This window comes from Streptomyces sp. L2 (assembly GCF_004124325.1).
In the GTDB taxonomy this organism is placed as follows: Bacteria; Actinomycetota; Actinomycetes; order Streptomycetales; family Streptomycetaceae; genus Streptomyces.
The window spans coordinates 3,070,702-3,096,914 of record NZ_QBDT01000001.1; the positions used below are offsets into that span (position 1 = coordinate 3,070,702).

20 protein-coding genes are annotated in these 26,213 nt (G+C 68.4%); 4 read left to right on the forward strand and 16 right to left on the reverse strand.

From position 1 onward, the window contains the following. Nucleotides 1-199 precede the first annotated feature (199 nt). Nucleotides 200-1,831, forward strand: a complete 1,632-nt coding sequence (locus DBP14_RS13085; protein ID WP_129307400.1) for an FG-GAP repeat protein — start codon at nucleotides 200-202, stop codon at nucleotides 1,829-1,831. A gap of 57 nt (nucleotides 1,832-1,888) precedes the next feature. On the opposite strand, the gene gdhA is transcribed toward DBP14_RS13085, so the two are convergent. The 3 genes from gdhA to DBP14_RS13100 form a co-directional block, all read right to left on the reverse strand. Beyond that, nucleotides 1,889-3,247 (reverse strand): NADP-specific glutamate dehydrogenase, encoded by a 1,359-nt coding sequence (gene gdhA / locus DBP14_RS13090; protein WP_129307401.1) that lies wholly within the window; start codon nucleotides 3,245-3,247, stop codon nucleotides 1,889-1,891. 285 nt (nucleotides 3,248-3,532) lie between these two features. Beyond that, entirely contained in the window at nucleotides 3,533-3,742 is a 210-nt protein-coding gene (locus DBP14_RS13095; protein ID WP_129307402.1) for a DUF397 domain-containing protein, read from the reverse strand. Then, entirely contained in the window at nucleotides 3,739-4,614 is an 876-nt protein-coding gene (locus tag DBP14_RS13100) for a helix-turn-helix transcriptional regulator (RefSeq protein WP_129307403.1), read from the reverse strand. Before DBP14_RS13100 ends, DBP14_RS13095 begins: the two co-directional genes overlap by 4 nt. 154 nt (nucleotides 4,615-4,768) lie before the next feature. Between DBP14_RS13100 and DBP14_RS13105 the strand changes: the two genes are divergently transcribed. The 3 genes from DBP14_RS13105 (at nucleotide 4,769) to DBP14_RS13115 (ending at nucleotide 7,260) form a co-directional block, all read left to right on the forward strand. Next, nucleotides 4,769-5,248 (forward strand): ATP-binding protein, encoded by a 480-nt coding sequence (locus DBP14_RS13105; protein WP_241740893.1) that lies wholly within the window; start codon nucleotides 4,769-4,771, stop codon nucleotides 5,246-5,248. A gap of 213 nt (nucleotides 5,249-5,461) precedes the next feature. Then, nucleotides 5,462-6,358, forward strand: a complete 897-nt coding sequence (locus tag DBP14_RS13110) for a helix-turn-helix domain-containing protein (RefSeq protein ID WP_129307404.1) — start codon at nucleotides 5,462-5,464, stop codon at nucleotides 6,356-6,358. Between the two features lie 17 nt (nucleotides 6,359-6,375). Further along, a complete protein-coding gene (locus tag DBP14_RS13115; RefSeq protein WP_129307405.1) occupies nucleotides 6,376-7,260 on the forward strand; it encodes a hypothetical protein in 885 nt (294 codons plus the stop codon). 53 nt (nucleotides 7,261-7,313) lie between these two features. Here the strand turns inward: DBP14_RS13115 and DBP14_RS13120 are convergent, their stop codons facing one another. From DBP14_RS13120 to rplA, 13 genes are all read right to left on the reverse strand, one after another. Continuing rightward, nucleotides 7,314-7,703 carry a hypothetical protein gene (locus DBP14_RS13120; RefSeq protein WP_129307406.1) on the reverse strand — a complete coding sequence of 130 codons (390 nt, stop codon included), beginning with the start codon at nucleotides 7,701-7,703 and terminating at the stop codon, nucleotides 7,314-7,316. Between the two features lie 195 nt (nucleotides 7,704-7,898). Continuing rightward, on the reverse strand, nucleotides 7,899-8,783 hold the full coding sequence (locus DBP14_RS13125) for a carbohydrate-binding protein (protein WP_164992323.1): 885 nt from the start codon (nucleotides 8,781-8,783) through the stop codon (nucleotides 7,899-7,901). A 51-nt stretch (nucleotides 8,784-8,834) separates the two neighbouring features. Further along, on the reverse strand, nucleotides 8,835-9,782 hold the full coding sequence (locus DBP14_RS13130) for a helix-turn-helix domain-containing protein (protein WP_129307407.1): 948 nt from the start codon (nucleotides 9,780-9,782) through the stop codon (nucleotides 8,835-8,837). Between the two features lie 152 nt (nucleotides 9,783-9,934). After that, nucleotides 9,935-11,128, reverse strand: coding sequence for an elongation factor Tu (gene tuf / locus DBP14_RS13135; RefSeq protein ID WP_129307408.1), 1,194 nt, complete (start codon nucleotides 11,126-11,128; stop codon nucleotides 9,935-9,937). A 176-nt stretch (nucleotides 11,129-11,304) separates the two neighbouring features. After that, complete coding sequence (gene fusA / locus DBP14_RS13140) at nucleotides 11,305-13,431, reverse strand: elongation factor G (protein ID WP_129307409.1); 2,127 nt, start codon at nucleotides 13,429-13,431, stop codon at nucleotides 11,305-11,307. 39 nt (nucleotides 13,432-13,470) lie between these two features. Continuing rightward, nucleotides 13,471-13,941, reverse strand: a complete 471-nt coding sequence (rpsG, locus tag DBP14_RS13145) for a 30S ribosomal protein S7 (protein WP_003992340.1) — start codon at nucleotides 13,939-13,941, stop codon at nucleotides 13,471-13,473. 2 nt (nucleotides 13,942-13,943) lie between these two features. Continuing rightward, complete coding sequence (rpsL, locus tag DBP14_RS13150; protein WP_003948652.1) at nucleotides 13,944-14,315, reverse strand: 30S ribosomal protein S12; 372 nt, start codon at nucleotides 14,313-14,315, stop codon at nucleotides 13,944-13,946. Nucleotides 14,316-14,840: 525 nt separating this feature from the next. After that, entirely contained in the window at nucleotides 14,841-18,749 is a 3,909-nt protein-coding gene (locus tag DBP14_RS13155; RefSeq protein ID WP_129307410.1) for a DNA-directed RNA polymerase subunit beta', read from the reverse strand. A gap of 100 nt (nucleotides 18,750-18,849) precedes the next feature. After that, complete coding sequence (rpoB, locus tag DBP14_RS13160) at nucleotides 18,850-22,335, reverse strand: DNA-directed RNA polymerase subunit beta (RefSeq protein WP_129307411.1); 3,486 nt, start codon at nucleotides 22,333-22,335, stop codon at nucleotides 18,850-18,852. 570 nt (nucleotides 22,336-22,905) lie between these two features. Then, the gene (rplL, locus tag DBP14_RS13170) at nucleotides 22,906-23,289 is read right to left on the reverse strand and encodes a 50S ribosomal protein L7/L12 (protein ID WP_129307412.1); all 384 of its coding nucleotides are present in this window, start codon (nucleotides 23,287-23,289) and stop codon (nucleotides 22,906-22,908) included. Between the two features lie 116 nt (nucleotides 23,290-23,405). Next, on the reverse strand, nucleotides 23,406-23,936 hold the full coding sequence (rplJ, locus tag DBP14_RS13175) for a 50S ribosomal protein L10 (protein WP_129307413.1): 531 nt from the start codon (nucleotides 23,934-23,936) through the stop codon (nucleotides 23,406-23,408). Between the two features lie 439 nt (nucleotides 23,937-24,375). Beyond that, nucleotides 24,376-25,290 (reverse strand): hypothetical protein, encoded by a 915-nt coding sequence (locus tag DBP14_RS13180; RefSeq protein WP_129307414.1) that lies wholly within the window; start codon nucleotides 25,288-25,290, stop codon nucleotides 24,376-24,378. Nucleotides 25,291-25,478: 188 nt separating this feature from the next. Then, entirely contained in the window at nucleotides 25,479-26,204 is a 726-nt protein-coding gene (rplA, locus tag DBP14_RS13185; protein WP_129307415.1) for a 50S ribosomal protein L1, read from the reverse strand. Nucleotides 26,205-26,213: the final 9 nt, after the last annotated feature.

The window sequence follows — 26,213 nt, forward strand, 5'->3', positions numbered from 1 at the left end:
CGATTTCAGCCACACCCCTGAGGGATCGTTATCAAGCGCGTCCCGCGTGATCATTTCGAGATGATCGCCGGGATAACCTGCGGCTCGTTCACGCGGACCAGGTCGCCACGACGGTGGTCCACGCCGTCCGCCATGGGTCGCTGACGGCGATTTCACGTCACGGAACTCGCCACGGGCCGCAGAGGATTGAAGGGCAGTCATGGCCGAAGAGAGGGCCTCGGGGGCCGAGAAGGCCGCAGAGCTCGCGGAGATCGCGGGGACCGGTCATGGCACCACGGCCGGGAAGGCGCCCAGGCTCCGCCGCAGGGCCTGGCTCGCGGGCGTCGCCCTGCTCGCCTGCGCGGGCGTCGTGACCACGGTCGCCCTCGTGTCCGGCTCCACAAGCGCCGCCAAGCCGTACGACTTCAACGGCGACGGCATCCCCGACCTCACCGTCGGCCTGCCCGGGAACACCGTCAGCAGCAAGGTGGGCGCCGGCTCGGTCATCATCGCCAACGGCACCTCCACCGGCCCCGCGAGCACCGCCGTCCGCATCGACCAGGCGTCCCCCGGCGTCCCGGGCGACCCGGAGACCGCCGACAGCTTCGGACAGTCGGTGGCCAGCTGCGACTTCGACAACAACGGTTACGCCGACCTCGCCGTCTCCTCCCCGATGGAGGCCATCGGGGACGTCGAGGGCGCCGGCATGCTGACCGTGCACTACGGCGCCTCGGGCGGCATCTACAACGACACCACCGAGAGCTTCGACGAGGACACGGCGAACTACCCCGGCACCGTCGTCAAGGACGAGGCCTTCGCGTACTCCCTGGCCACCGGGGACCTCAACGACGACGGTTACTGCGACCTGGCGATCGGGCAGCCCCTCGACAACGCCGGCGGCAAGGCGAACGCCGGAACCATCAAGATCATGTTCGGCACGTCCACCGGCCTCAACGCCGCCGACACGATCCAGATCGACCAGTCCACCGCCAACGTCCCCGGCACGCCCGAGGTCGGCGACCGCTTCGGCGAGCAACTCGCCGTGGCCGACGTCAACGGCGACGGGGTGGGCGACCTGATCTCGGCGACCATCGGCGAGCAGATCACCGGCAGTTCCGACCGGGGCTCGCTCCAGATCATGTACGGCCCCGTCAAGAACGGCGCCCCGGCCTCCGACGGCTGGGTCGACTCCGCCAACGTCACCGGCATCGGCGAGTTCGTGGGCAGCGCGCTGACCGTCGGCCACTTCAACGACGACCCGTACGCGGACGTCGCGGTCGGCGTCTCCGACGAGGAGGTCGGCGCCAAGGGCGCGGCCGGCCGCCTCGCGGTCTTCTACGGCGGCTCGCAGGGCCTGTCCGCCACCAGCCGCGTGAAACTCTTCGACCAGAACAGCCCCGGCATCGCCGGCGCCCCCGAGACCGAGGACTACTTCGCCTCCTCCCTCGCCGCCGGCGACTTCGACGGTGACGGCGTGGACGACCTGGTCCTCGGCATGCGCAGCGAGGCCATCGGCTCCTACAAGGGCGCCGGCGCCTCCATGATCCTCTTCGGCAACGCCACCGGCGGCATCACCACCAAGGGCGCCCTGTGGATCGACCAGGAGACCGACGGCGTCCCCGGCACCGCCGCCGAGGGCGACCACTTCGGCTGGACCGTCGGCGCCCTGGACACCGACGGCAACGGCCGCGTCGAACCGCTGGTCGGCGCCCCCGGCAACTCGGCCGGCACGGTCACCATCCTCAAGGTCAAGCCGGGCACCCTGGAATCGGCCAAGGCCCTGGCCGAAGCCGACCTCGGCTTCGCCGCGGGCAGCGACGGCGACGCCTTCGGCAGCGCGCTGGCGCACTGAGGCGCGCGGTCGCGGCCGCCCTCGTGCGTCGCCGTCGGCCGGGGAGACGAGCGTGGGTCAGATGACGCCCTGGGCCAGCATCGCCTCGGCCACCCGTTCGAAGCCGGCGATGTTCGCGCCGGTCACGTAGTCGCCGGGGGCGTCGTAGCGGGCGGCGGTCTCGTGGCAGGTGGCGTGGATGTCGGCCATGATGCCGGCGAGTTCCTCCTCGACGCGGGCCGGTGACCAGGCCGTGCGGGCGTGGTTCTGGGCCATCTCCAGGGCGCTGACGGCGACGCCGCCCGCGTTGGCCGCCTTGCCCGGTCCGAAGGCGACACCGGCCTGCTGGAGCAGGTGTACGGCGCCGGGGGTGGCCGGCATGTTGGCGCCCTCGGAGACGGCCTTGACGCCGTTACGGACGAGGGTGGCCGCGTCGGTCTCGTTCAGCTCGTTCTGCGTGGCGGAGGGCAGGGCGACGTCGGCCGGGATCTCCCAGACACGGCCGTCGGGCACGAAGCGGGCGGAGGCGCCCCGGCGCAGCGCGTACTCGCTGATCCTCCCCCGCTCCACCTCCTTGACCTGCTTGAGCAGGTCGACGTCGATGCCCTTGTCGTCGATCACGTACCCGCTCGAATCCGAGCAGGTCAGCGGGTTGGCGCCCAGCGCGAGCAGCTTCTCGATCGTGTAGATCGCGACGTTCCCCGAGCCGGAGACGACGGCCGTCTGGCCCTCCAGGTCCTCGCCGCGCTCGCGCAGCATGGCCTCCGCGAACAGCACGTTGCCGTACCCGGTCGCCTCGGGCCGGATCGCCGAGCCGCCCCAGCCGCGCCCCTTGCCGGTGAGGACGCCGGCCTCCCAGCGGTTGGTGATCCGCCGGTACTGCCCGAACAGGTAGCCGATCTCGCGCCCGCCGACGCCGATGTCCCCGGCCGGGACGTCCGTGTGCTCGCCGATATGCCGGTGCAGCTCCGTCATGAACGACTGGCAGAACCGCATGACCTCCGCGTCACTGCGCCCGTGCGGGTCGAAGTCACTCCCGCCCTTGCCGCCGCCGATACCGAGCCCGGTGAGCGCGTTCTTGAAGATCTGCTCGAACCCGAGGAACTTGATCACGCCGAGGTTGACGGACGGGTGGAAGCGCAGGCCGCCCTTGTACGGGCCGAGCGCGCTGTTGAACTCCACCCGGAACCCGCGGTTGACGTGCACCCTCCCCCGGTCGTCCTGCCACGGCACCCGGAAGATGACCTGCCGCTCGGGCTCGCACAGCCGCTCCACGAGCCCCGGCTCGGCGAACTCCGGCCGCGCGGCCAGTACCGGCGCGAGTGTCTCCAGCACCTCGTGCACGGCCTGATGGAACTCGGGCTGAGCGGGATTACGCCGCTCGATCTCGACGCGGAGCGCGTCGAGCTGGGTCGTGGTGTCGTGTCGGGTGGTCACGAGTCCCCTTACGGCTACGACCGGTACGTGACCGGTGGCGAGCGCTCGGCGCCGTCGCCGCGCGCGGGAAAGAACCGCCCCCCTCGGGAGGAGGAGCGGCCGCCTCCCAGTGTTACTCCCCCGGGAGCGTACGTGGAGGGGGCAGTCCGCCGAGGCGTACGTCGGGAATCCCTCGGTGCCGCGCGGAGATGAGTGGAATGTTTGGGCGAGCTGGTACCCCGCAACGGCGTGGTCAGAGCGATGGTCCTTCGCCCAAACTTTCCAACGACCCCTGTGCCGGTGCGATCAGCCCTCCGAGGCGTAGGGGAGGAAATCCGCCCAAGCGGCGGGGGTGAGGGCCAGGCGGGGGCCTGCGGTGCTCTTGGAGTCGCGGACGTGGACCGTGCCGGGGGTGAGGGCAAGCTCGACGCAGGAGTCACCTTCGTTGCCGCTGCTGTAGCTGCTCTTGAACCACGCCAATTCCGTGGCGTTCTCGGCAGAGTCCTTGCGGATCATGTCTCTCCCAGCAGTTGCTCGATGAAGGCCAGCGACTCGCGTGGGGAGAGAGCCTGGGCCCGGATGGTGCTGTAACGCAACTCAAGGATGCGTAGGTGCTTGGGCTCAGAGGTCGGGCGGCCGTTGAGCGCTCCGTCGGAGCGACCCACCGCCGTGCCGTCCGCGAACTTCAGCACCTCGATCCTTCCGTCCAGTCCTGGGTGTGCCTCGCAGTTAAGTGGCATCACCTGAAGGGTGACGTTGTGCAAACTCCCCACTTCCAGCAACCGTTCGAGTTGCTGGCGCCACACCATTGTGCCTCCGATGGGGCGCCTCAGAGCGGCCTCTTCCTGGACGAAGCTCAGCGCCGGGGCAGGTGAGCGCTCGAAGATCGACTGCCGTGCCACGCGGGCGGCCACCAATCGCTCCACTTCATCCGGTGCGTATGGAGGTTGCCGAGCCGCGAACAAAGCCCTCGCGTGCCCGGGCGTCTGCAAGAGGCCGTTGATGCTGTGGCTCTCGTACAAGCCCATCTCAACCGCTTGAGCCTCCAGCTTGGCCAGTTCCCGCAACCTCTTCGGATACCGGACCTTCTTCACATCCTCCCAGGTCGCCGCGACCAGCCCGCCCGCGCCCAGCACCTCGTCTGCGCGGACCAGGTAGTCCTGGCGAGGAATCCGCTTGCCGCCCTCGACCTTGTAGACGAGGTCCTCCCCGTACCCCACCGCCTTGCCGAACTCGGCGGCCCGCAGCCCCGCCGCCTCCCTCCGCAGCTTCAACTGCCGTCCGACGGTGGTGATGACGGCGACACCCCACTCGTCGTCGGGGTCCACTTCCCACCCCGGCTCGTCCGCCTCGCCCTGGAGCTGAACCGCCTCGCCGTCCACCGACATGCCGCGCCCCTCCGTAGTCCGCGTCGTACCGCGACGCCCTACCCGGAGCAACGGTGCCGACAGCCCGGACAGCACCGGACAAGCAGCCGACAGGCACAGTACGCAAGCACTCAGTCACTCCTCACGGTAGGCGTATCCGGCCACGCTGAGTGATGTGAATCAGGAAATCGCCGTAGCCGAGTCCACGGCCCAACAGGCCGACCAGTTCCCGAACTTCAGCGTGCTGCTGTCAGCGACGAGGCGCGGAGCCCGCCTGGCCAGGCTGCTCGCGGAGGCGCACCTACGGCACTGGGGCCTGCCCACGGAGAGTGCGAGCCACGTCGTCGCCGAACTGGCGGCCAACGCGGTCACGCACAGCCGCGTACCCGGCCGGGACTTCCGGCTGACGCTGTACGTCGTCGGCGACACACTCCGTATCGAGGTGTCCGACACGCGAGGTGACCGCCTCCCCCAGCCCCAACGGCCGTCCGTTGACGCGGAATCGGGCCGGGGCCTCCTCCTCGTGGACGCGCTCGCGGACCGGTGGGGCGTACGCGAGGACCGGTTCCCGCGCAAGACCGTGTGGGCGCAAGTGTGCTGCTCAGGGCCGGAACCCGAACCGGCGGTCTCCGGGGCCGCAGGCGATTCCCACTAAAGGAACTCGGGGGAAAGGAGCCCCACCAAGCCCCACCCCTCCCGCCCGGGACGGCCGCTCACTCGGGCGGGTGAACATCACCGGCTCAGCTGGATTTCGGGCCCCTCAACTGCCCTACTCTCAGCGCAAACAACCGCACACATGCGACGGCCCCCGGCCGGGAGTAGCAATCCCGATCGAGGGCCTGGCCACCGAGGAAGTAGGAGCTTCCCGATGGGTACCGTGAACCCTAGCGTGCCCCCGCGCGCCCAGTCAGCCATTGCCGCGAACGAAGTGAACGAACCCCCCTCCCGGGGGAATTCACGGCGCCGCGGGCATGCCTACGGCGTCACCCACGACAACTCCCGCCACACCACCCGCTTCACGGTGATCGGTAACCACCTCGCCCAGCACGCCGAGCTGTCCCTCGTCGCCATCGCCCTGGCCGTACACATCCAGTCGCTGCCGACGAACGCGCCGGTGGACATCAAGACCCTCGCCGAACGCTTCCCGGAGGGCCGCACCCGCATCGCCGCCGGGCTGCGCGAACTGGAGGCCCACGGCTACCTGCGCCGCGTACGCGAACGCACGCACACGGGCCGCATCGTCACCCGCACGATCAGCTGCAACCAGCCACGGCAGGCGGCAGCACACCGAGACCACGCGCCCGCACCCGCCCCCCGGGCGGCACCCCCCGAAGAACCCCGCAAGAAGCGGCACCCCCTTCCCCCGGTCCCCCAACCGGCGTACCCCCACCCCACCCTCCTCCAGCAGGCCACCGACCTCCTCGCCACCCTCCACCGCGAGGACCCTCGCCTCCTCCTCTCGGCCTGCGACACGGCCCACCTGGCCCCCGGCGTCGCGGCCTGGCTGCAGTACGAGGTCCCGCCGAGTGCCGTACGCCGAGCCCTGACCACCGACCTCCCACCGGAGGGCCCACGCCGCCCAGCAGCCTTCCTCGCCCACCGCCTCACGGCCCAGCTCCCGCCCCCGCCCCCGCTGCGCACACCGACCGCCCCGCCGGCCGAGCGACTCCGCGTCACCAACTGCGACGGCTGCGACCGCGGCATCCGAGCGCCCGAGGGAGTAACCCGATGCCGGGACTGTCGTACGGCGGCTGGCTACCCCTGATCCCAAGAAGGAGCCCCATGGTCACCTCGTCCCACGAGGCGATGCACCGCATCTTCCAGGACTACCCCGGCCTCTTCTCACGCGTCTCCGAAGCACTCAGCATCCCGTTCCCCCAGGCCACCGGAGTCAGTGTGCTGCCCAACGACGTCACCGAGACGAAGCCCGTCGACCGCCGCATCGACACCTTGCTGAAAGTCGAGACGGAGCACCACGGGCCCTTCCTCCTCGCGATCGAGGCGCAGAAGAAAAAGGACCTGGAGAAACCGGCCAGCTGGAGCTACTACCTCGCCTACCTGCGCAACAAATACCGCCTGCCGCCTCTGCTGCTCGTGGTCTGCCAGGACCGCGCAACGGCCGAATGGGCGACCCGGCCCGAGCCCATCGGATTCTGTTCGTGGCCGTCGCTGACCGTCCGGCCCATCGTCGCCGGACCGCACAACATGCCCGTGATCACGGACCCCGACGAAGCCCGTACCGACCTGGCGCTGACCGCGCTCGCGGCCATCACACACGCGGCGGGTCCACACATCGGTGCCATACTGAAAGCCCTGTCCACCGCGCTGCGGGACGTGCCCGAAGACGTCGCAGACCCCATCATCGAATTCACCGCGCAAGGGCTGGGAAACCGCCCGGCCAAGCACTTCTGGAGGAACCTGGTGGCCGTGGACCTCTCCTTCTACAAGTCCTACATCTCCGAGGAAATCCGCGACGAAGGCCGTGAGCAGGGCCGTGTCCAGGGCCGCGCCGAGGACGTCCTGCTGGTCCTTGAGCAGCGCGGCGTACCCGTCTCCGAGGAGGCCCGCAGCCGCATCACCGGCTGCGGCGACCCCGAAGTCCTGCGGACCTGGCTCCTGCGCGCCGTGACCGCAGCGACCACCGACGAGATCTTCGAGACCGAGTAGCGGTCACCCCGGGCTGAGCCTCTCGTGCGGGCCCAGTGCGCGCAGCACCGCTGCTAGCCGTACCCGCCCCACGGGCGCTCTTTTGTCACGTCCCACCGGACCCATGCGAGACCGCCCCGCCAGTCCTGGTGGCCGGCCGCCCATCCGAGCAGCACCGGGACCACGAGGTCACTTCCGCCCTGGTCCGACGGGACGTCGACTTCACTTCGGTAGTGTCTGTCGGCGGCCCCGTCCCGGTACTCGAGGACCACGGTGAAGTCGTCGTTGAGAGCGACCTGCACGTAGTGCTGCCCGAGTTCGCGCTCGGGGACGTCGATCCTCTCCAGAACAAGGAAGCGCCGACGCGCGTTGAGTCCGGCGTAGAGCCGCTGGATGTCCTGCCCGGACGGGTCGTCCCAGGTGACGCCGTCATCGTCCGCAGCACGCAGCCGTGGCGTGGTCATCGGCTCTCCCGCAGAGTGCATCCTCGTTCTGCCGGCCGGTCCACCTGGAACATCTCCCCGTGTCGGCGAAATCGCGAGTCTGCCGCACAACAAGCTATCTGGAACGCGCGCCCGACATCGAGTTCGGCCTGCGAAGCGGATGCCGGTGCCGAGGAGCCCACGTACACCCCCCGGCACCGGCCCTGGCCGGCCCCCTCAGCCGGCCTGCCACAGGGCCGGGACCGACGGGGGTTCCCAGCCGGTCTGGGCCGTGTGGGTCTGGAGGCAGACGTAGGGCTTGCCGGCGTAGGTCACGCGGTCGCCGGGGCGGTACGTCGTGCCGGCGGCCCAGGTGGTGCCGGAGGGCGGCGGGGTGGTGGGGTCGCCGCCCCCGCCCGGGTCCTGCGGGACGTCGAGGACGAAGTCGAACGCGGCCTCGCGGCCCCCGTTGCCGTCGCGCACGGTCATCAGCAGGCGCGGGTCGAAGATCGTGTCGGTGCTGTTGCGCGGCTCGTTCGGGAAGTACAGCTGGGTGGTGAGGATCGGGCGGCCCGGCGCCTGGAGCTTGACGTGGATGTGCCGGGTGCGGCCGGGGTAGAGGCCCGGGACGATGGTCGTCAGGCCGAACGCGCCGGTGGAGTCGGTGTACTGGTGGCCGCGCAGGGTGAACCCGGTGTTGTCGTAGGCGCCGTTGTCGTCCGCCTGCCAGAAGTCCAGCAGGGCACCGGCGACGGGGAGGCAGGCGCTGCCGAAGACGTAGCCGGACACCGTGAGGCGGGTGCCGGGCATGCCGGGCTCCAACAGGCTCGTGCGCTCGGGCGAGTTGGGCTTGAAGTAGGGGCCCTCGATCTGCTCCGGCGTGGGGTCGTCGCCGTCGTCGCAGGGCGGGGTGAGGGGCACGCTCGTGCCGGTGGCGGCCATGGTGCGGGCGAGGGCCGGGCCGCCGATGAGGGCGACCGGGATCGCGGCACCGGCCGCGACCGCCGCGCGCAGGACCGTCTTGCGCGAGATCGGCCGGGATACCGGCCGGGACTCCGGCCGGGACTCCGGCCGGGACTGCTCGGAGGGCGAGGGGTTCGGGGAGTGCGGCTCGCTGTCCATACCTGCTCCTTGTGGGGGCGGGGCGAGGGGCCATGCGGATCGGCAACGAACCTAGGCGGGTCCGTCCGGCGCTTCGATGGACTGGTCGTGGCGACTGTGGTGCTTTCGGAAGTCACCGGGACTGCGGCCGGTCTCGCGCCGGAAGAACCGGCAGAAGTAGGCGGGGTCGGTGATGCCGACGCGCGCCGCCACCTGCCGTACCGGTAACTCCGTGTGGGCCAGCAGGCGTTGGGCCTGGTACACCCGCGCCTCGATGAGCAGCCGGCCGGGGCTGCGGCCGGTAGAGGCGCGCACGGCCTGGTTGAGGTGGCCGGGCGAGACGCCGAGCCGCTCGGCGCACTCCCCCACCGACCAGGCCGCCGCCTCCCGCCGCGCCGTCAGCCGCGCGAACGCCTCGGCGAGCCCGCGGGGCCCGGGACGCGGGCCGGAGCGGGGGCGTCCCGGGCCGGTCTCCCCCCGCCGGTCCAGGCGGGCCGCGCGGACGATCAGGACGTGCAGGAGCGCGCGGAGCACGCTCTCGTGTCCGGGGGCCCGCTGCCGGTGCTCCGCCGCCAGGTCGGCCATCAGGCCGCCGACGCGTACGTCGTCCTCGGCGTCCAGGGCGAACCAGCAGGTGCGGCCGAGCCCGCGCAGGAGGTCGATGTCGCCGGGGTGGTCCACCAGGAAGTCCTCGGTGAACAGGGCGAGCGTGCCGTCCAGTCCGCGCCCGTCCTGCCAGTGGTGGATCTGGCCGGGCAGGATCACGGCCAGGTGCGGCGGCCGTACCGGCCAGCGGGCCAGGTCGACGACATGGGCGCCGGAACCGGCGGTGACGTGGACGATCTCGTAGAAGGTGTGCCGGTGCGGGTGCGTGGTCCGGGACAGCGGGCCCATCGCGTCGAAGGAGCCCGCGGCGAACGGCAGCCCGTCGGGGCCGGCCACCTCCAGCCGGTGCAGGGGCGGCTCCCCCGGGCGCGGGACGAGAGGGGTCGTCCCCGGCGGGACGGTGGTGCTGCGCATCGCGATCCTCCCCAGTACAGGTCCAGACCAATCATGGGAAGTGTACGGCGCACACGGCGAAGGGCCGCGCATGGCGAAGGGCCCGTACGACCGAGGTCGTACGGGCCCTTCAGGAGCTCCGGGGAGCTACCAGGCGGTCAAGCCAACAAGACTTACTTGTTGATCTTGGTGACCTGGCCGGCGCCCACGGTCCGGCCACCCTCACGGATGGCGAACTTCAGGCCCTCTTCCATGGCGACGGGCTGGATGAGCTCCACCTTCATCTCGGTGTTGTCACCCGGCATGACCATCTCGGTGCCCTCGGGGAGGGTCACCACGCCGGTCACGTCCGTCGTGCGGAAGTAGAACTGCGGACGGTAGTTGTTGAAGAACGGCGTGTGGCGGCCACCCTCGTCCTTGGACAGGATGTAGGCCTGCGCCTCGAACTCGGTGTGCGGGGTGACCGAGCCCGGCTTGATGATGACCTGGCCGCGCTCGACGTCCTCGCGCTTGATGCCGCGGAGCAGCAGACCGACGTTCTCACCGGCCTGGCCCTCGTCGAGCAGCTTGCGGAACATCTCGATGCCGGTGACCGTGGTGGTGGTCTTCTCGGTCTTGATGCCGATGATGTCGACGGTCTCGTTGACCTTGAGGACACCACGCTCGATACGACCGGTGACGACGGTGCCACGGCCGGTGATCGTGAAGACGTCCTCGATCGGCATCAGGAACGGCTTGTCGACGTCGCGCTCCGGCTCCGGGATGGCGGTGTCGACGGCGGACATCAGGTCCAGGACCGACTGGCCCCACTCCTTGTCGCCCTCGAGTGCCTTGAGCGCCGAGACCTTGACGACCGGAACGTCGTCGCCCGGGAACTCGTACTCGGAGAGGAGCTCACGGACCTCGAGCTCGACGAGCTCCAGGATCTCCTCGTCGTCCACCATGTCGGCCTTGTTCAGGGCGACGACGATGTACGGAACGCCGACCTGGCGGGCCAGGAGCACGTGCTCCTTGGTCTGCGGCATCGGGCCGTCGGTGGCGGCGACCACGAGGATGGCGCCGTCCATCTGCGCCGCACCCGTGATCATGTTCTTGATGTAGTCCGCGTGACCGGGGCAGTCGACGTGGGCGTAGTGACGCGTCTCGGTCTGGTACTCGACGTGCGCGATGGAGATGGTGATACCGCGCTGGCGCTCCTCGGGAGCCTTGTCGATCTGGTCGAAGGCCGAGGCCTCGTTCAGGTCCGGGTACGCGTCGTGCAGCACCTTGGTAATGGCGGCCGTGAGGGTCGTCTTACCGTGGTCGATGTGACCGATGGTGCCGATGTTGACGTGCGGCTTAGTCCGCTCGAACTTCGCCTTCGCCACTGGGGTCCTCCTGTGGAGTGGTTCTGTACGCCTTACTTCATCGGCGCCAGGTGATCTTTGCTGTCAAAACCCGGAACCGGTACCCGGGGCAAACATCCGTGTTTGCGGCTGTTTGCCCCTTGAGGCTCCGGGGTCAAGCCTAAGGCGTGTGAACGCGGCGTGTTAAACGCGGTGCGTTACTCGCCCTTGGCCTTCGCGATGATCTCCTCGGCGACGTTCCGCGGAACCTCGGCGTAGGAGTCGAACTGCATCGAGTAGCTCGCGCGACCCGACGTCTTGCTACGGAGGTCGCCGACGTAGCCGAACATCTCCGACAGGGGCACGAGGCCCTTCACGACGCGGGCACCGGCCCGCTCCTCCATGGCCTGGATCTGGCCACGGCGGGAGTTGATGTCGCCGATGACGTCACCCATGTAGTCCTCGGGCGTGGTGACCTCGACGGCCATCATCGGCTCAAGCAGCACGGGGCTGGCCTTGCGAGCGGCCTCCTTGAAGGCCTGCGAACCGGCGATCTTGAAGGCCAGCTCGGAGGAGTCGACCTCGTGGTAGCCACCGTCGATGAGCGTGACGCGGACGCCCGTCATCTCGTAGCCGGCGAGGATGCCGAACTGCATGGCCTCCTGCGCACCGGCGTCGACCGAAGGGATGTACTCCTTCGGGATACGGCCACCGGTCACCTTGTTCACGAACTCGTACGAGGCGTCGCCGCCCTCGATGGGCTCGATCGCGATCTGCACCTTGGCGAACTGACCGGTACCACCGGTCTGCTTCTTGTGGGTGTAGTCCACGCGCTCGACGGCCTTGCGGATCGTCTCGCGGTACGCGACCTGCGGCTTGCCGACGTTGGCCTCGACCTTGAACTCACGGCGCATACGGTCGACCAGCACCTCGAGGTGCAGCTCGCCCATACCACCGATGATGGTCTGGCCCGTCTCCTCGTCCGAGTGGACCTGGAACGACGGGTCCTCCTCGGCCAGGCGCTGGATCGCGACGCCCAGCTTCTCCTGGTCGCCCTTCGACTTGGGCTCGATGGCGACCTGGATGACCGGCGCCGGGAAGTCCATGGACTCCAGGATCACCGGCTGCTTGTCGTCGCACAGCGTCTCGCCCGTCGTGGTCTGCTTCAGACCCATGACCGCGACGATGTCGCCGGCGCCCACCGACTCGATCTCCTCACGCTTGTTGGCGTGCATGCGGTAGATCTTGCCGATGCGCTCCTTCTTGCCCTTGACGGAGTTCAGCACGGCGGAGCCGGACTCCAGGCGGCCCGAGTAGACCCGGACGAAGGTGAGCTTGCCCAGGTGCGGGTCGCTCATGATCTTGAACGCGAGGGCCGACAGCGGCTCGTCCTCGGACGGCTTGCGCTTGACGACGACCTCGGCGTCCTTGACGTCGTGGCCCTCGATGGCCTCGACGTCGAGCGGGGTCGGCAGGTAGCGCACGACCGCGTCGAGCAGGGGCTGGACGCCCTTGTTCTTGAACGCGGTACCGCAGAACACCGGGGTGACCGTGGTGTCCGACGACTTGCCCGAGGCGATGGTGATACGACGGATCGCGGCGTACAGCTGCTCCTCCGAGGGCTCCTGGCCCTCCAGGAACAGCTCCATGATCTCTTCGTCGTTCTCCGCGACGGCCTCGACGAGCTTGTTGTGCCACTCCTCGGCGGCCTCGGTGTGCGTGGCCGGGATGTCGACGACGTCGTACATCTCGCCCTTCGCCGCCTCGGCGGACCACACGAGCGCCTTCATGCGGACCAGGTCCACGACGCCCTTGAAGTCGGCCTCGGCACCGATCGGGAGCTGCATGACCAGCGGCTGGGCGCCCAGGCGGTCCGAGATCATGTCCACGCAGCGGTGGAACTCGGCGCCGGTACGGTCCAGCTTGTTCACGAAGCAGATACGCGGCACGCCGTAACGGTCGGCCTGACGCCACACCGTCTCGGACTGGGGCTCGACACCGGCGACACCGTCGAACACGGTCACGGCACCGTCGAGCACACGCAGGGAGCGCTCCACCTCGACGGTGAAGTCGACGTGCCCCGGGGTGTCGATGATGTTGATCGTGTAGTCGTTGTTCTCCAGCGGCCAGTGGCAGGTGGTGGCAGCGGACGTGATCGTGATGCCACGCTCCTGCTCCTGCTCCATCCAGTCCATCGTGGCGGCGCCGTCGTGGACCTCGCCGATCTTGTACGAAACGCCGGTGTAGAACAGGATCCGCTCGGTGGTGGTCGTCTTGCCCGCGTCGATGTGGGCCATGATCCCGATGTTGCGGACCCTGGCCAGGTCAAGTGAAGTGGTAGCCATAAGGCTTCAGTCTTCTCTCGGTCTCGATGTGGGTAGCGACTACCAGCGGTAGTGCGCGAAGGCCTTGTTGGACTCGGCCATCTTGTGGGTGTCCTCGCGCTTCTTCACGGCCGCACCGAGGCCGTTCGAGGCGTCGAGAAGCTCGTTGAGCAGACGCTCGGTCATGGTCTTCTCGCGACGGGCGCGGGAGTAGCCGACGAGCCAGCGCAGCGCCAGGGTGTTCGCACGACCGGGCTTGACCTCGATCGGCACCTGGTACGTGGCGCCACCGACGCGGCGGGACTTGACCTCGAGGGTCGGCTTGATGTTCTCCAGCGCGCGCTTCAGCGTGATGATCGGGTCGTTGCCCGTCTTCTCACGCAGACCCTCCATGGCGCCGTAGACGATGCGCTCGGCGGTGGAGCGCTTGCCGTTCAGCAGCACCTTGTTGATCAGCGACGTGACCAGAGGAGAACCGTAGACCGGGTCGATGATGACCGGGCGCTTCGGGGCGGGGCCCTTACGAGGCATTTCTACTTCTCCTTCTTGGCGCCGTAGCGGGAACGGGCCTGCTTGCGGTTCTTGACACCCTGGGTGTCGAGGGAGCCACGGATGATCTTGTAGCGAACACCCGGCAGGTCCTTCACACGGCCGCCGCGCACGAGCACGATGGAGTGCTCCTGCAGGTTGTGTCCCTCACCCGGAATGTAAGCGGTGACCTCGATCCCGCTGGTCAGACGCACACGCGCGACCTTACGCAGGGCCGAGTTCGGCTTCTTCGGGGTGGTCGTGAACACACGCGTGCAGACGCCACGACGCTGAGGGGAACCCTCGAGTGCGGGCGTCTTGTTCTTCTCGACCTTGTCCTGCCGGCCCTTACGGACCAGCTGCTGGATCGTAGGCACTACTTCTCCGGTTTCTGTGTGCCGATTTGTACAGCTAACCTGGAACTTCGCCGACCCACGCGGTCGGGTGTGTCGGATCCGCAGGCTTCCGCCGCGAGGCGAAAAGGGCACGGATCACGGTGGCCGCTCTCGGCTCCGCTGCGGTTTACAGGCACGCAACAGGGTCAGGGCACACCCCAGGCACAAGGTCTGAGCGTACCCAGCCCAACGACTCCGGTCAAAACAGAAGCCGTCCTGCCCTCCCCCGACCCCCGACCGCCCCTCCTGCCAGGAGCGCCAGAAGGCCCGTAGAGCCACTCCGAGCGCCGTCCTGGGGCCGCCGGACGCCCGCCGAGCCGGGGGACCGCCTCGGCGCGGGCTGCGCCCCCTCAGGGGCGCGGGGAACTGCGCGACCAGCCACCACGCGCCGGCGGTCGCCGTATGACACTCGGCACCCGAAGGCGCCGGCGCGGCCGGGGCCGGCGCCGGGAAAGGCCGCAGGGCGGCCACTCCCTACGGAGTGACCGCCCTGCGGACCGTGCTCGCCTACTGGTTGTACGGACCGTAGTCGTAGTCCTCCAGCGGGACGGCCTGGCCGGAGCCCGTGCCGAACGGCGAGTAGTCGATGTCGTCGTAGCCGACGGCCGAGTACATCGCGGCCTTGGCCTCCTCGGTCGGCTCGACCCGGATGTTGCGGTAGCGGGACAGGCCCGTACCGGCCGGGATGAGCTTACCGATGATGACGTTCTCCTTGAGGCCGATCAGCGAGTCGGACTTGGCGTTGATCGCCGCGTCCGTGAGGACTCGCGTCGTCTCCTGGAAGGACGCCGCCGACAGCCAGGACTCCGTGGCCAGCGAGGCCTTGGTGATACCCATGAGCTGCGGCCGGCCGGAGGCCGGGTGACCGCCCTCCTGGACCACACGACGGTTCTCGGTCTCGAACTTCGAGCGCTCGACCAGCTCGCCGGGCAGCAGCTCAGCGTCGCCCGACTCGATGATCGTCACCCGGCGCAGCATCTGCCGGATGATGATCTCGATGTGCTTGTCGTGGATCGACACACCCTGCGAGTTGTAGACCTTCTGGACCTCGCCGACCAGGTGGACCTGGACGGCCCGCTGACCCAGGATGCGCAGCACGTCGTGCGGGTTGGTGGCACCCACGGTGAGCTTCTGGCCCACCTCGACGTGCTCGCCCTCGGACACCAGCAGACGGGCGCGCTTCGAGATCGGGAACGCCGTCTCGTCGCTGCCGTCGTCCGGGGTGACGACGATCTTCTTGGTCTTCTCGGTCTCCTCGATCCGCACGCGGCCGTTGGCCTCGGAGATCGGGGCGACGCCCTTCGGGGTACGGGCCTCGAAGAGCTCGACGACACGCGGCAGACCCTGGGTGATGTCGTCACCGGCCACACCACCGGTGTGGAAGGTGCGCATCGTCAGCTGGGTGCCGGGCTCACCGATGGACTGGGCGGCGATGATGCCGACCGCCTCACCGATGTCGACCAGCTTGCCGGTGGCGAGCGAGCGGCCGTAGCACATCGCGCAGGTGCCGACGTGGGACTCGCAGGTCAGGATCGAGCGGGTCTTGACCTCCTCGATGCCGTGGTGCACCAGCTGCTCGATGAGCACGTCACCGAGGTCCACGTTGGCCGGCGCGATCACCTTGCCGTCGATGACGACGTCCTCGGCGAGCATGCGGGCGTAGACGCTGGTCTCGACGTCGTCCGCCTTGCGCAGCACACCGTCGGCGCCGCGGTTGGCGATCCGCAGCTTCAGACCGCGGTCGGTGCCGCAGTCCTCCTCGCGGATGATGACGTCCTGGGAGACGTCGACCAGACGACGGGTGAGGTAACCCGAGTCGGCGGTACGCAGAGCGGTGTCCGCCAGACCCTTACGGGCACCGTGCGTGGAGATGAAGTACTCCAGCACGGACAGACCCTCACGGAACGACGCCTTGATGGGCCGCGGGATGGTCTCGTTCTTGGCGTTGGACACCAGACCACGCATACCGGCGATCTGACGCATCTGCATCATGTTTCCGCGCGCACCCGAGTCGACCATCATGAAGATGGGGTTCGTCTTCGGGAAGTTCGCGTTCATCGCCTCGGCGACCTCGTTGGTCGCCTTGGTCCAGATCGCGATGAGCTCCTGCGTGCGCTCTTCCTTGGTGATCAGACCGCGCTCGTACTGCTTCTGGACCTTCTCGTCCTGCGCCTCGTAGCCCTTGACGATCTCCTTCTTCGCCTCGGGAACGACGACGTCGGAGATGGCCACGGTGACGCCGGAGCGGGTGCCCCAGTAGAAGCCGGCCGCCTTCAGGTTGTCGAGCGTCGCCGCCACGACCACCTTGGGGTAGCGCTCGGCGAGGTCGTTGACGATCTCACCGAGCTGCTTCTTGCCGACCGAGTAGTCGACGAACGGGTAGTCCTCGGGCAGCAGCTCGTTGAAGAGCGCGCGGCCCAGCGTGGTCTTGAGGCGGAACGGGTCGCCCTGCTGCCAGGCGGCGGCGTCGGCGTCGTCCTCCTCGGAGACCGGCGGGGTCCAGCCGCGCGGCGGGATGGTGCCCACCGGGAAGCGGATGTCGACGGACGACTGGAGCGCGAGCTCGCCGGCGTCGAACGCCATGGTCGCCTCGGCGGTGGAACCGAACGCCCGGCCCTCGCCCTTGGTGTCCCGCATCTCGCCGTCGGTGGTGAGGAAGAACAGACCGAGGACCATGTCCTGGGTCGGCATCGTCACCGGACGGCCGTCGGCGGGCTTGAGGATGTTGTTCGAGGACAGCATCAGGATGCGGGCCTCGGCCTGCGCCTCCGCGGAAAGCGGCAGGTGCACGGCCATCTGGTCACCGTCGAAGTCCGCGTTGAACGCGGTGCAGACGAGCGGGTGGATCTGGATGGCCTTGCCCTCGACCAGCTGCGGCTCGAAGGCCTGGATGCCGAGGCGGTGCAGGGTGGGCGCACGGTTCAGCAGCACCGGGTGCTCGGCGATGACCTCTTCGAGGACGTCGTACACGACGGTGCGGCCACGCTCGACCATGCGCTTGGCCGACTTGATGTTCTGCGCGTGGTTCAGGTCGACCAGGCGCTTCATCACGAACGGCTTGAACAGCTCCAGCGCCATCGCCTTCGGCAGACCGCACTGGTGCAGCTTCAGCTGCGGGCCGACGACGATGACGGAACGCGCCGAGTAGTCGACTCGCTTGCCGAGCAGGTTCTGCCGGAAGCGGCCCTGCTTGCCCTTGAGCATGTCGGACAGCGACTTCAGCGGACGGTTGCCGGGGCCCGTCACCGGGCGGCCGCGGCGGCCGTTGTCGAAGAGCGCGTCGACGGCCTCCTGGAGCATGCGCTTCTCGTTGTTCACGATGATCTCGGGCGCGCCGAGGTCGAGAAGCCGCTTCAGGCGGTTGTTGCGGTTGATGACACGGCGGTACAGGTCGTTCAGGTCGGAGGTCGCGAAGCGGCCACCGTCCAGCTGCACCATCGGACGCAGGTCCGGCGGGATGACCGGCACGCAGTCGAGCACCATGCCCTTGGGGCTGTTGGACGTCTGCAGGAACGCGGAGACGACCTTGAGGCGCTTGAGCGCACGGGTCTTCTTCTGGCCCTTGCCGGTGCGGATGATCTCGCGGAGGCGCTCGGCCTCCTCCTCCAGGTCGAAGGACTCCAGGCGCTTCTGCAGCGCCGCGGCACCCATCGAGCCGTCGAAGTACGTGCCGAAGCGGTCACGCAGCTCGCGGTAGAGCAGCTCGTCGCCCTCCAGGTCCTGGACCTTGAGGTTCTTGAACCGGGTCCACACCTCGTCGAGGCGGTCGATCTCGCGCTGCGCGCGGTCGCGCAGCTGCTTCATCTCGCGCTCGGCGCCCTCGCGCACCTTGCGGCGCACGTCGGCCTTGGCGCCCTCGGCCTCCAGCTCGGCCAGGTCGGTCTCGAGCTTCTTGGCGCGGGCCTCCAGGTCGGCGTCGCGACGGTTCTCGACCTGCTGGCGCTCCACGGAGACGTGCGCCTCCAGGGAGGGCAGGTCGCGCGTACGGCGCTCCTCGTCGACGAACGTGATCATGTACGCCGCGAAGTAGATGACCTTCTCGAGGTCCTTGGGAGCCAGGTCGAGCAGGTAGCCCAGCCGGCTCGGGACGCCCTTGAAGTACCAGATGTGCGTGACGGGCGCGGCCAGCTCGATGTGGCCCATCCGCTCACGACGCACCTTGGCGCGAGTGACCTCGACGCCGCAGCGCTCGCAGATGATGCCCTTGAAGCGGACGCGCTTGTACTTGCCGCAGTAGCACTCCCAGTCCCGGGTGGGGCCGAAGATCTTCTCGCAGAAGAGTCCGTCCTTTTCCGGCTTGAGGGTGCGGTAGTTGATGGTCTCGGGCTTCTTGACCTCGCCGTGGCTCCACTGACGGATGTCGTCAGCGGTGGCCAGACCGATCCGGAGCTCATCGAAGAAGTTGACGTCGAGCACTATGCGTCAATCCCTCTCAGGGTTGTAAGTCTGTGGTCTGAAACGGGGGCCTGGGGGTCGGCGGGGGCCCTCAAGGGGTGAGGGCCCCGCCGGACTCCCGTCAGACCTCTTCGACGCTGCTCGGCTCGCGCCGGGACAGGTCGATGCCGAGCTCCTCCGCTGCGCGGAAGACATCCTCGTCGGTGTCACGCATCTCGATGGACATACCGTCGCTGGACAGCACCTCCACGTTCAGGCAGAGCGACTGCATCTCCTTGATGAGCACCTTGAAGGACTCGGGGATGCCGGGCTCCGGGATGTTCTCGCCCTTGACGATGGCCTCGTAGACCTTCACGCGGCCGGTGACGTCGTCGGACTTGATGGTCAGCAGCTCCTGGAGGGCGTAGGCGGCGCCGTACGCCTCCAGCGCCCACACCTCCATCTCACCGAAGCGCTGGCCACCGAACTGGGCCTTACCACCCAGCGGCTGCTGGGTGATCATCGAGTACGGGCCGGTCGAACGGGCGTGCAGCTTGTCGTCGACCAGGTGGTGCAGCTTCAGGATGTACATGTAGCCGACCGAGATCGGGTCCGGGAACGGCTCACCGCTGCGGCCGTCGAACAGCCGCGCCTTGCCGGTCGGGAGCACCATGCGCTCGCCGTCGCGGTTCGGGATGGTGTGCTGCAGCAGACCCGCCAGCTCGTCCTCGCGGGCACCGTCGAACACCGGGGTGGCGACGTTGGTGCCCGGCTGGACGTTGTCCGCGCCGATGGCCTGCAGGCGCTGGGCCCACTCGTCGGCGAGGCCGGAGACGTCCCAGCCGCGACTGGCGAGCCAGCCGAGGTGGATCTCCAGGACCTGTCCCGGGTTCATTCGGGACGGCACACCCAGCGGGTTCAGGATGATGTCGACCGGGGTGCCGTCCTCCAGGAACGGCATGTCCTCGATCGGCAGGATCTTGGAGATGACACCCTTGTTGCCGTGCCGGCCGGCGAGCTTGTCACCGTCGGTGATCTTGCGCTTCTGCGCGACGTAGACGCGCACCAGCTGGTTCACACCGGGGGGAAGCTCGTCGCCCTCCTCGCGGTCGAAGACGCGCACGCCGATGATCTTGCCGATCTCACCGTGCGGCACCTTCAGCGAGGTGTCGCGGACCTCACGGGCCTTCTCACCGAAGATCGCGCGCAGCAGGCGCTCCTCCGGGGTCAGCTCGGTCTCACCCTTCGGGGTGACCTTGCCGACCAGGATGTCGCCGGCGACGACCTCGGCGCCGATGCGGATGATGCCGCGCTCATCGAGGTCGGCGAGGACCTCCTCGGAGACGTTCGGGATGTCCCGGGTGATCTCCTCGGGGCCGAGCTTGGTGTCACGGGCGTCGACCTCGTGCTCCTCGATGTGGATCGAGGAGAGGACGTCGTCCTGCACGAGGCGCTGCGACAGGATGATCGCGTCCTCGTAGTTGTGACCCTCCCACGGCATGAACGCGACCAGCAGGTTCTTGCCGAGGGCCATCTCACCGTTCTCGGTGGCCGGACCGTCGGCGAGGACCTGGCCCTCGATGATCCGGTCGCCCTCGTTGACGATGACCTTCTGGTTGACCGAGGTGCCCTGGTTGGAGCGGGCGAACTTGTGCAGGCGGTACGTGATGTACGTGCCGTCGTCGTTCGCGGTGGTGATGTAGTCCGCGGAGACCTCCTGGACCACACCCGCCTTCTCGGCCTTGACGACGTCGCCGGCGTCGACGGCGGAGCGGTACTCCATGCCGGTGCCGACGAGCGGGGCCTCGCTCTTGATGAGCGGGACGGCCTGGCGCATCATGTTCGCGCCCATGAGGGCACGGTTGGCGTCGTCGTGCTCCAGGAAGGGGATCATGGCGGTCGCGACCGACACCATCTGGCGCGGCGAGACGTCCATGTAGTCCACGTCCTCGCCGCCGACGTAGTCGACCTCGCCGCCGCGGCGGCGGACCAGCACGCGGTTCTCGGCGAAGCGGAGCTCGTCGGTCAGCGGCGCGTTGGCCTGCGCGATGACGAAGCGGTCCTCCTCGTCGGCGGTCAGGTAGTCCACCTCGTCGGTGACCTGGCCGTCGATGACCTTGCGGTACGGCGTCTCGACGAAACCGAACGCGTTGACCCGGCCGTAGGAGGCGAGCGAGCCGATCAGACCGATGTTCGGGCCTTCGGGCGTCTCGATCGGGCACATGCGGCCGTAGTGCGAGGGGTGCACGTCACGGACCTCGAAGCCGGCCCGCTCACGGGAGAGACCACCCGGGCCAAGGGCCGACAGGCGGCGCTTGTGGGTGAGACCCGACAGCGGGTTGTTCTGGTCCATGAACTGCGACAGCTGGCTGGTGCCGAAGAACTCCTTGATGGAGGCGACGACCGGCCGGATGTTGATCAGGGTCTGCGGCGTGATCGCCTCGACGTCCTGGGTGGTCATGCGCTCGCGCACGACGCGCTCCATACGGGCGAGACCCGTACGGACCTGGTTCTGGATCAGCTCGCCGACGCTGCGCAGACGACGGTTGCCGAAGTGGTCGATGTCGTCGGTCTCGACGACGATCGTCTGGCCGTTGTCACCGACCGTCTCGGTCTCGCCGGCGTGCAGCTTGACCAGGTACTTGATCGTCGCGAGGACGTCCTCGACGGTCAGCACACCGGCGTCCAGCGGGGCGTCCGCGGCGAGCTTCTTGTTGACCTTGTAGCGGCCGACCTTGGCGAGGTCGTAGCGCTTGGGGTTGAAGTACAGGTTCTCCAGCAGCGTCTGCGCGGCCTCGCGGGTCGGGGGCTCGCCCGGGCGCAGCTTGCGGTAGATGTCGAGCAGTGCGTCGTCCTGGCCCTGGGTGTGGTCCTTCTCCAGGGTGGCGCGCATCGACTCGTACTCGCCGAACTCCTCAAGGATCTGCTCGGTCGTCCAGCCGAGAGCCTTCAGGAGCACGGTGACGGACTGCTTGCGCTTGCGGTCGATGCGGACGCCGACCATGTCGCGCTTGTCGATCTCCATCTCCAGCCAGGCACCCCGGGACGGGATGATCTTGGCGGAGAAGATGTCCTTGTCGGACGTCTTGTCGATGGAGGAGTCGAAGTAGACGCCGGGCGAACGGACCAGCTGCGACACCACGACACGCTCGGTGCCGTTGATGACGAAGGTGCCCTTGTTCGTCATGAGCGGGAAGTCGCCCATGAAGACGGTCTGGGACTTGATCTCGCCGGTCTCGTTGTTCGTGAACTCGGCGGTGACGAAGAGCGGGGCCGCGTACGTGAAGTCACGGTCCTTGCACTCGTCGATGCTGTTCTTCGGGGGCTCGAAACGGTGGTCGCGGAACGTCAGCGACATCGAACCGGAGAAGTCCTCGATCGGGGAGATCTCCTCGAAGATCTCCTCCAGTCCGGACTTGGTCGGGACGTCCTGACCGGACTCCAGAGCCGCCTCGACACGAGCCTTCCAGACACTGTTCCCGAGGAGCCAGTCGAAGCTCTCGGTCTGCAGGGCGAGAAGGTTCGGAACCTCAAGGGGCTCCTTGATCTTTGCAAAGGAGATGCGCAGCGGGGCGGTGCTGGCAGCGTTGTTCATATTCGCGGTCGAGGCATTGCGCGAGGCGGCCAAGAGGGGGTCCTTCCGAGGGCTCGGACTCACTACGCGCGTACCAGTCCCTCGTGCCGCACACAGCGACAGAGAACCCAGGTCAGAGGGTGTCGGTCGACAGTGCTCGGGTGAGGGCAGACCCCTGGTGACGGGCAGGGGACAGCTAACAGGCAGCGCAAAGGGTCAGTGTAGCCACTTGGCACACTGATGTCCAGTGCGGGTTTCGCGAGACCCTCGCTGTTCTCATCGCCTTCGTCAACGCCCTCGGCATGCTGCCCTCAACGCACGTTGATACTGCCCTCTTCGCCGCCGATCCATGCCTCGGATACGGATCCTTGTGACGACGCGTCCTGAGAATTGCGCGCTGCGTGCGGTTCGTCAAGGCCCCCCAGCCCGATGTGGACCGTTCCGGAGACAGGACGAAGATCACCATACCCCTCGCCGTCACGAGTGCAAGGCAACCGCGGCCCCTCCCCCGGACACGCCGAAGAGCGACCACCCGGATGGATGATCGCTCTTCGGTGCGTTCGCGTTACAGCCCCTCAGGGGGCGTGGTCAGCGCGCAAAGGGGTTCGGAGAACCGGGGAGGTCTTACTTGACCTCGACGGAGGCGCCGGCGCCCTTGAGGGACTCGGCGGCCTTCTCGGCGGCTTCCTTGTTGACCTTCTCCAGGACCGGCTTCGGGGTGCCGTCGACCAGGTCCTTGGCCTCCTTCAGGCCGAGGGAGGTCAGCTCGCGCACGACCTTGATGACCTGGATCTTCTTGTCGCCGGCGCCGGTGAGGATGACGTCGAACTCGTCCTTCTCCTCCTCGGCGGGGGCGGCCGGGCCACCCGCGGCGGGGCCGGCGACGACGGTCGCGGCGGCGGCGGTGACGTCGAACTTCTCCTCGAAGGCCTTCACGAACTCGGAGAGCTCGATGAGGGTCATCTCCTCGAACTGCGCGAGCAGGTCGTCCTGGGTGAGCTTCGCCATGATGGGCGATCCTTCCACTCAATCGGCTGGTGCCGTATGTACATGACTGGCGGGCGTACGTTGGCCCGCTCGACCTCGGCCGTCAGGCGGCGGCCAGGGTCAGGAAGCGAGCCGAATTACTCGGCACCGCCCTGCTCGGCCTGCTTGGCACGGAGCGCGTCCACGGTGCGGACGAGCTTCGAGGGAAGCGCCTGGAAGAGCTGAGCAGTCTGCGTCTGCTTGCCCTTCATGGCGCCCGCCAGCTTGGCGAGCAGAACCTCGCGGGACTCGAGGTCCGCAAGCTTCTTGATCTCGTCGGCGGACAGCGCCTTGCCGTCAAGGACACCGCCCTTGATGACGAGGTTGGGGTTGTCCTTGGCGAAGTCACGGAGACCCTTCGCCGACACCACCGGGTCACCGGTGATGAAGGCGACAGCCGTCGGACCATTGAACTGGTCGTCCAGCGTCGAGATCCCGGCCTCGTTGGCCGCAATCTTGGTCAGCGTGTTCTTCACCACGGCGTACTGGGCGTTCTCACCGAGCGACCGGCGCAGCGTCTTGAGCTGCGCCACGGTGAGACCGCGGTACTCGGTCAGCACGGCAGCGTTCGAGTTGCGGAACTTGTCCGTCAGCTCGGCAACCGCGGCAGCCTTGTCGGGCCTCGCCATAGAGCCTCGGCCTCCTTCCGGGTGATTCGGACCGCGCGGACCCGAAGGAGGACTGGGGAAACGAAACGCCCCGGCGCAGGCGCACGGGGCGGACTCGACCGATCACACGCCGGGGCGTGTGTCCGGGAGTTCTTCCACAGTCACCTGCGCGGGTCGCCCACTTTTCAGCGGATCCTTCGGCCACCGCACCCTCGAATGAGCGCACGGCAACGACCAGCGGTCTTTGGCTTCTGTAGGAGAGTACGGGACCGGGGCGCCCCCGAGCAAATCGGGCTGTACGGGTGCCCGCCCGGGGGCTTCGGTGGACCGTACGGGCGCTTACGCGGGGGCCCCGCGGCCGCCTGGTTGCCCGCCCGGGAGGGGCGCGGACCGTACGGGTGCCCGGCCGGGGGGCCTCCGCGGCCGTACGGGTGCCCGCCCGGGGGCTGCCGGGGCGGGGTCAGGAGCTGACGCCGGTGCCTCCGCCGGCCGTGCCGCCGGCCTGCATGAGGTCCTTGAAGTCCTTGGTGTCACCGGCGGGCGGTGCGACGGCGGTGACCTGCACCCCGTAGTCGCTGTAGTACGCCGTGCTGGTCATCGTGCCGGCCGTCATGTCGGCCTTCTCGACCTTCTTGACCAGCAGGTCCTGGTCGTTGACCCAGATGTCGACGGTCTCCGTGGTGACCCCGGCCTGGCTGAGCTGCTTCTTCAGGCCGGCCAGCTGCTCGGCGGTGAGGTTGCTGTTCTTCGCGGCGAGGCCGGCGACGTCGACCTTGCCCGAGTAGTGCGTGGCGCTCTGCCCCGAGACCTGCTCCTGGCCGACCTTCTTCACGTCACCGGAGGCCAGCAGCAGCCGCACCGACTGGTTCGGCGTGGTGTTCTGCATCTGGTCCTTCATGTACGCCCCGGAGCTGCCGCCGAGCTTGGCGAGGTCGTCGTAGGCGTACTTGACCCAGTGCTTGCCGCCGGTCTGCTGGGCGAACTTCTCGCTCATCTTGGCGTAGTAGGCGTCCGGCAGATAGCGGGCCTGCATCTGCGTGGAGCCCAGCTGGCGCATCGCGTCGGCCATCTTGCCGCCGGTGTAGGTGATGGTGAGGTTGCCCTTGAGGCCGTCACCCCAGGTGAGCGCGCCGTCCGCGGTCATCGACATCGTCGTGCCGATCGTCGTGCTGGAACGGACCTTCGCCGAGTCGGCCTTGTCGGTGGACTTCTCCGCGGACCGCAGGGCGGCTATCGGGCTGACGCGCGTCACGGTCTTGCCCACCGCCTTGTCCGCCTTACCGGAGCCGTCGGAGGAGCCGCAGGCGGCCACCCCCGTCAGCGCGGTGACCGCGGCGATCGAGAGGGTCATCCGGCGCACGGTCGTGCTCTTCATCTCGTCCCACCCCTATGCGAGTTGCCTGTATCCGCACCGTAGCCCAGGGCACTGACAGCCCGGGCTCAGGTCGCACAAAGAAAAGACGGACCCCGCACCTGGAAGGTTGCGGGGTCCGCCTGTGACTTAACGCGTCCCTGACACGGGACTCACGCGTCCGCGACGCGGCTGCCTGGTGAGCGCGGGGCTCAGACGGCGGCCGGGTCCTCCTCGACGAGGAGGTTGCGGGTGCGGTTCGGGTCGACCGGAATGCCGGGGCCCATCGTGGTGGTGATGGCGGCCTTCTTGATGTAGCGGCCCTTGGCGGCGGACGGCTTCAGACGGAGGATCTCCTCCAGCGCGGCGCCGTAGTTCTCCACCAGCTTGTCGTCCTCGAAGGACGCCTTGCCGATGATGAAGTGCAGGTTCGAGTGCTTGTCGACGCGGAACTCGATCTTGCCGCCCTTGATCTCGGTCACGGCCTTGGCGGTGTCCGGGGTCACGGTGCCGGTCTTCGGGTTCGGCATCAGACCACGCGGGCCGAGGACGCGGCCGAGGCGGCCGACCTTGCCCATGAGGTCCGGGGTGGCGACGACGGCGTCGAAGTCCAGACGGCCCTTCGCCACCTCGTCGATCAGCTCGTCGGCGCCGACGATGTCGGCGCCCGCGGCACGCGCGGCCTCGGCACGGTCACCGGTCGCGAAGACCAGGACCCGGGCGGTCTTACCGGTGCCGTGCGGAAGGTTCACGGTGCCACGGACCATCTGGTCGGCCTTGCGCGGGTCGACACCCAGGCGGAAGGCGACCTCGACGGTGCCGTCGAACTTGGTCGTGGAGGTCTCCTTGGCGAGACGGACGGCCTCGAGCGGGGCGTACAGCTTCTCCCGGTCGATCTTGGCGTCCGCAGCGCGGAGAGCCTTGCTGCGCTTGCTCACAACTTGCTC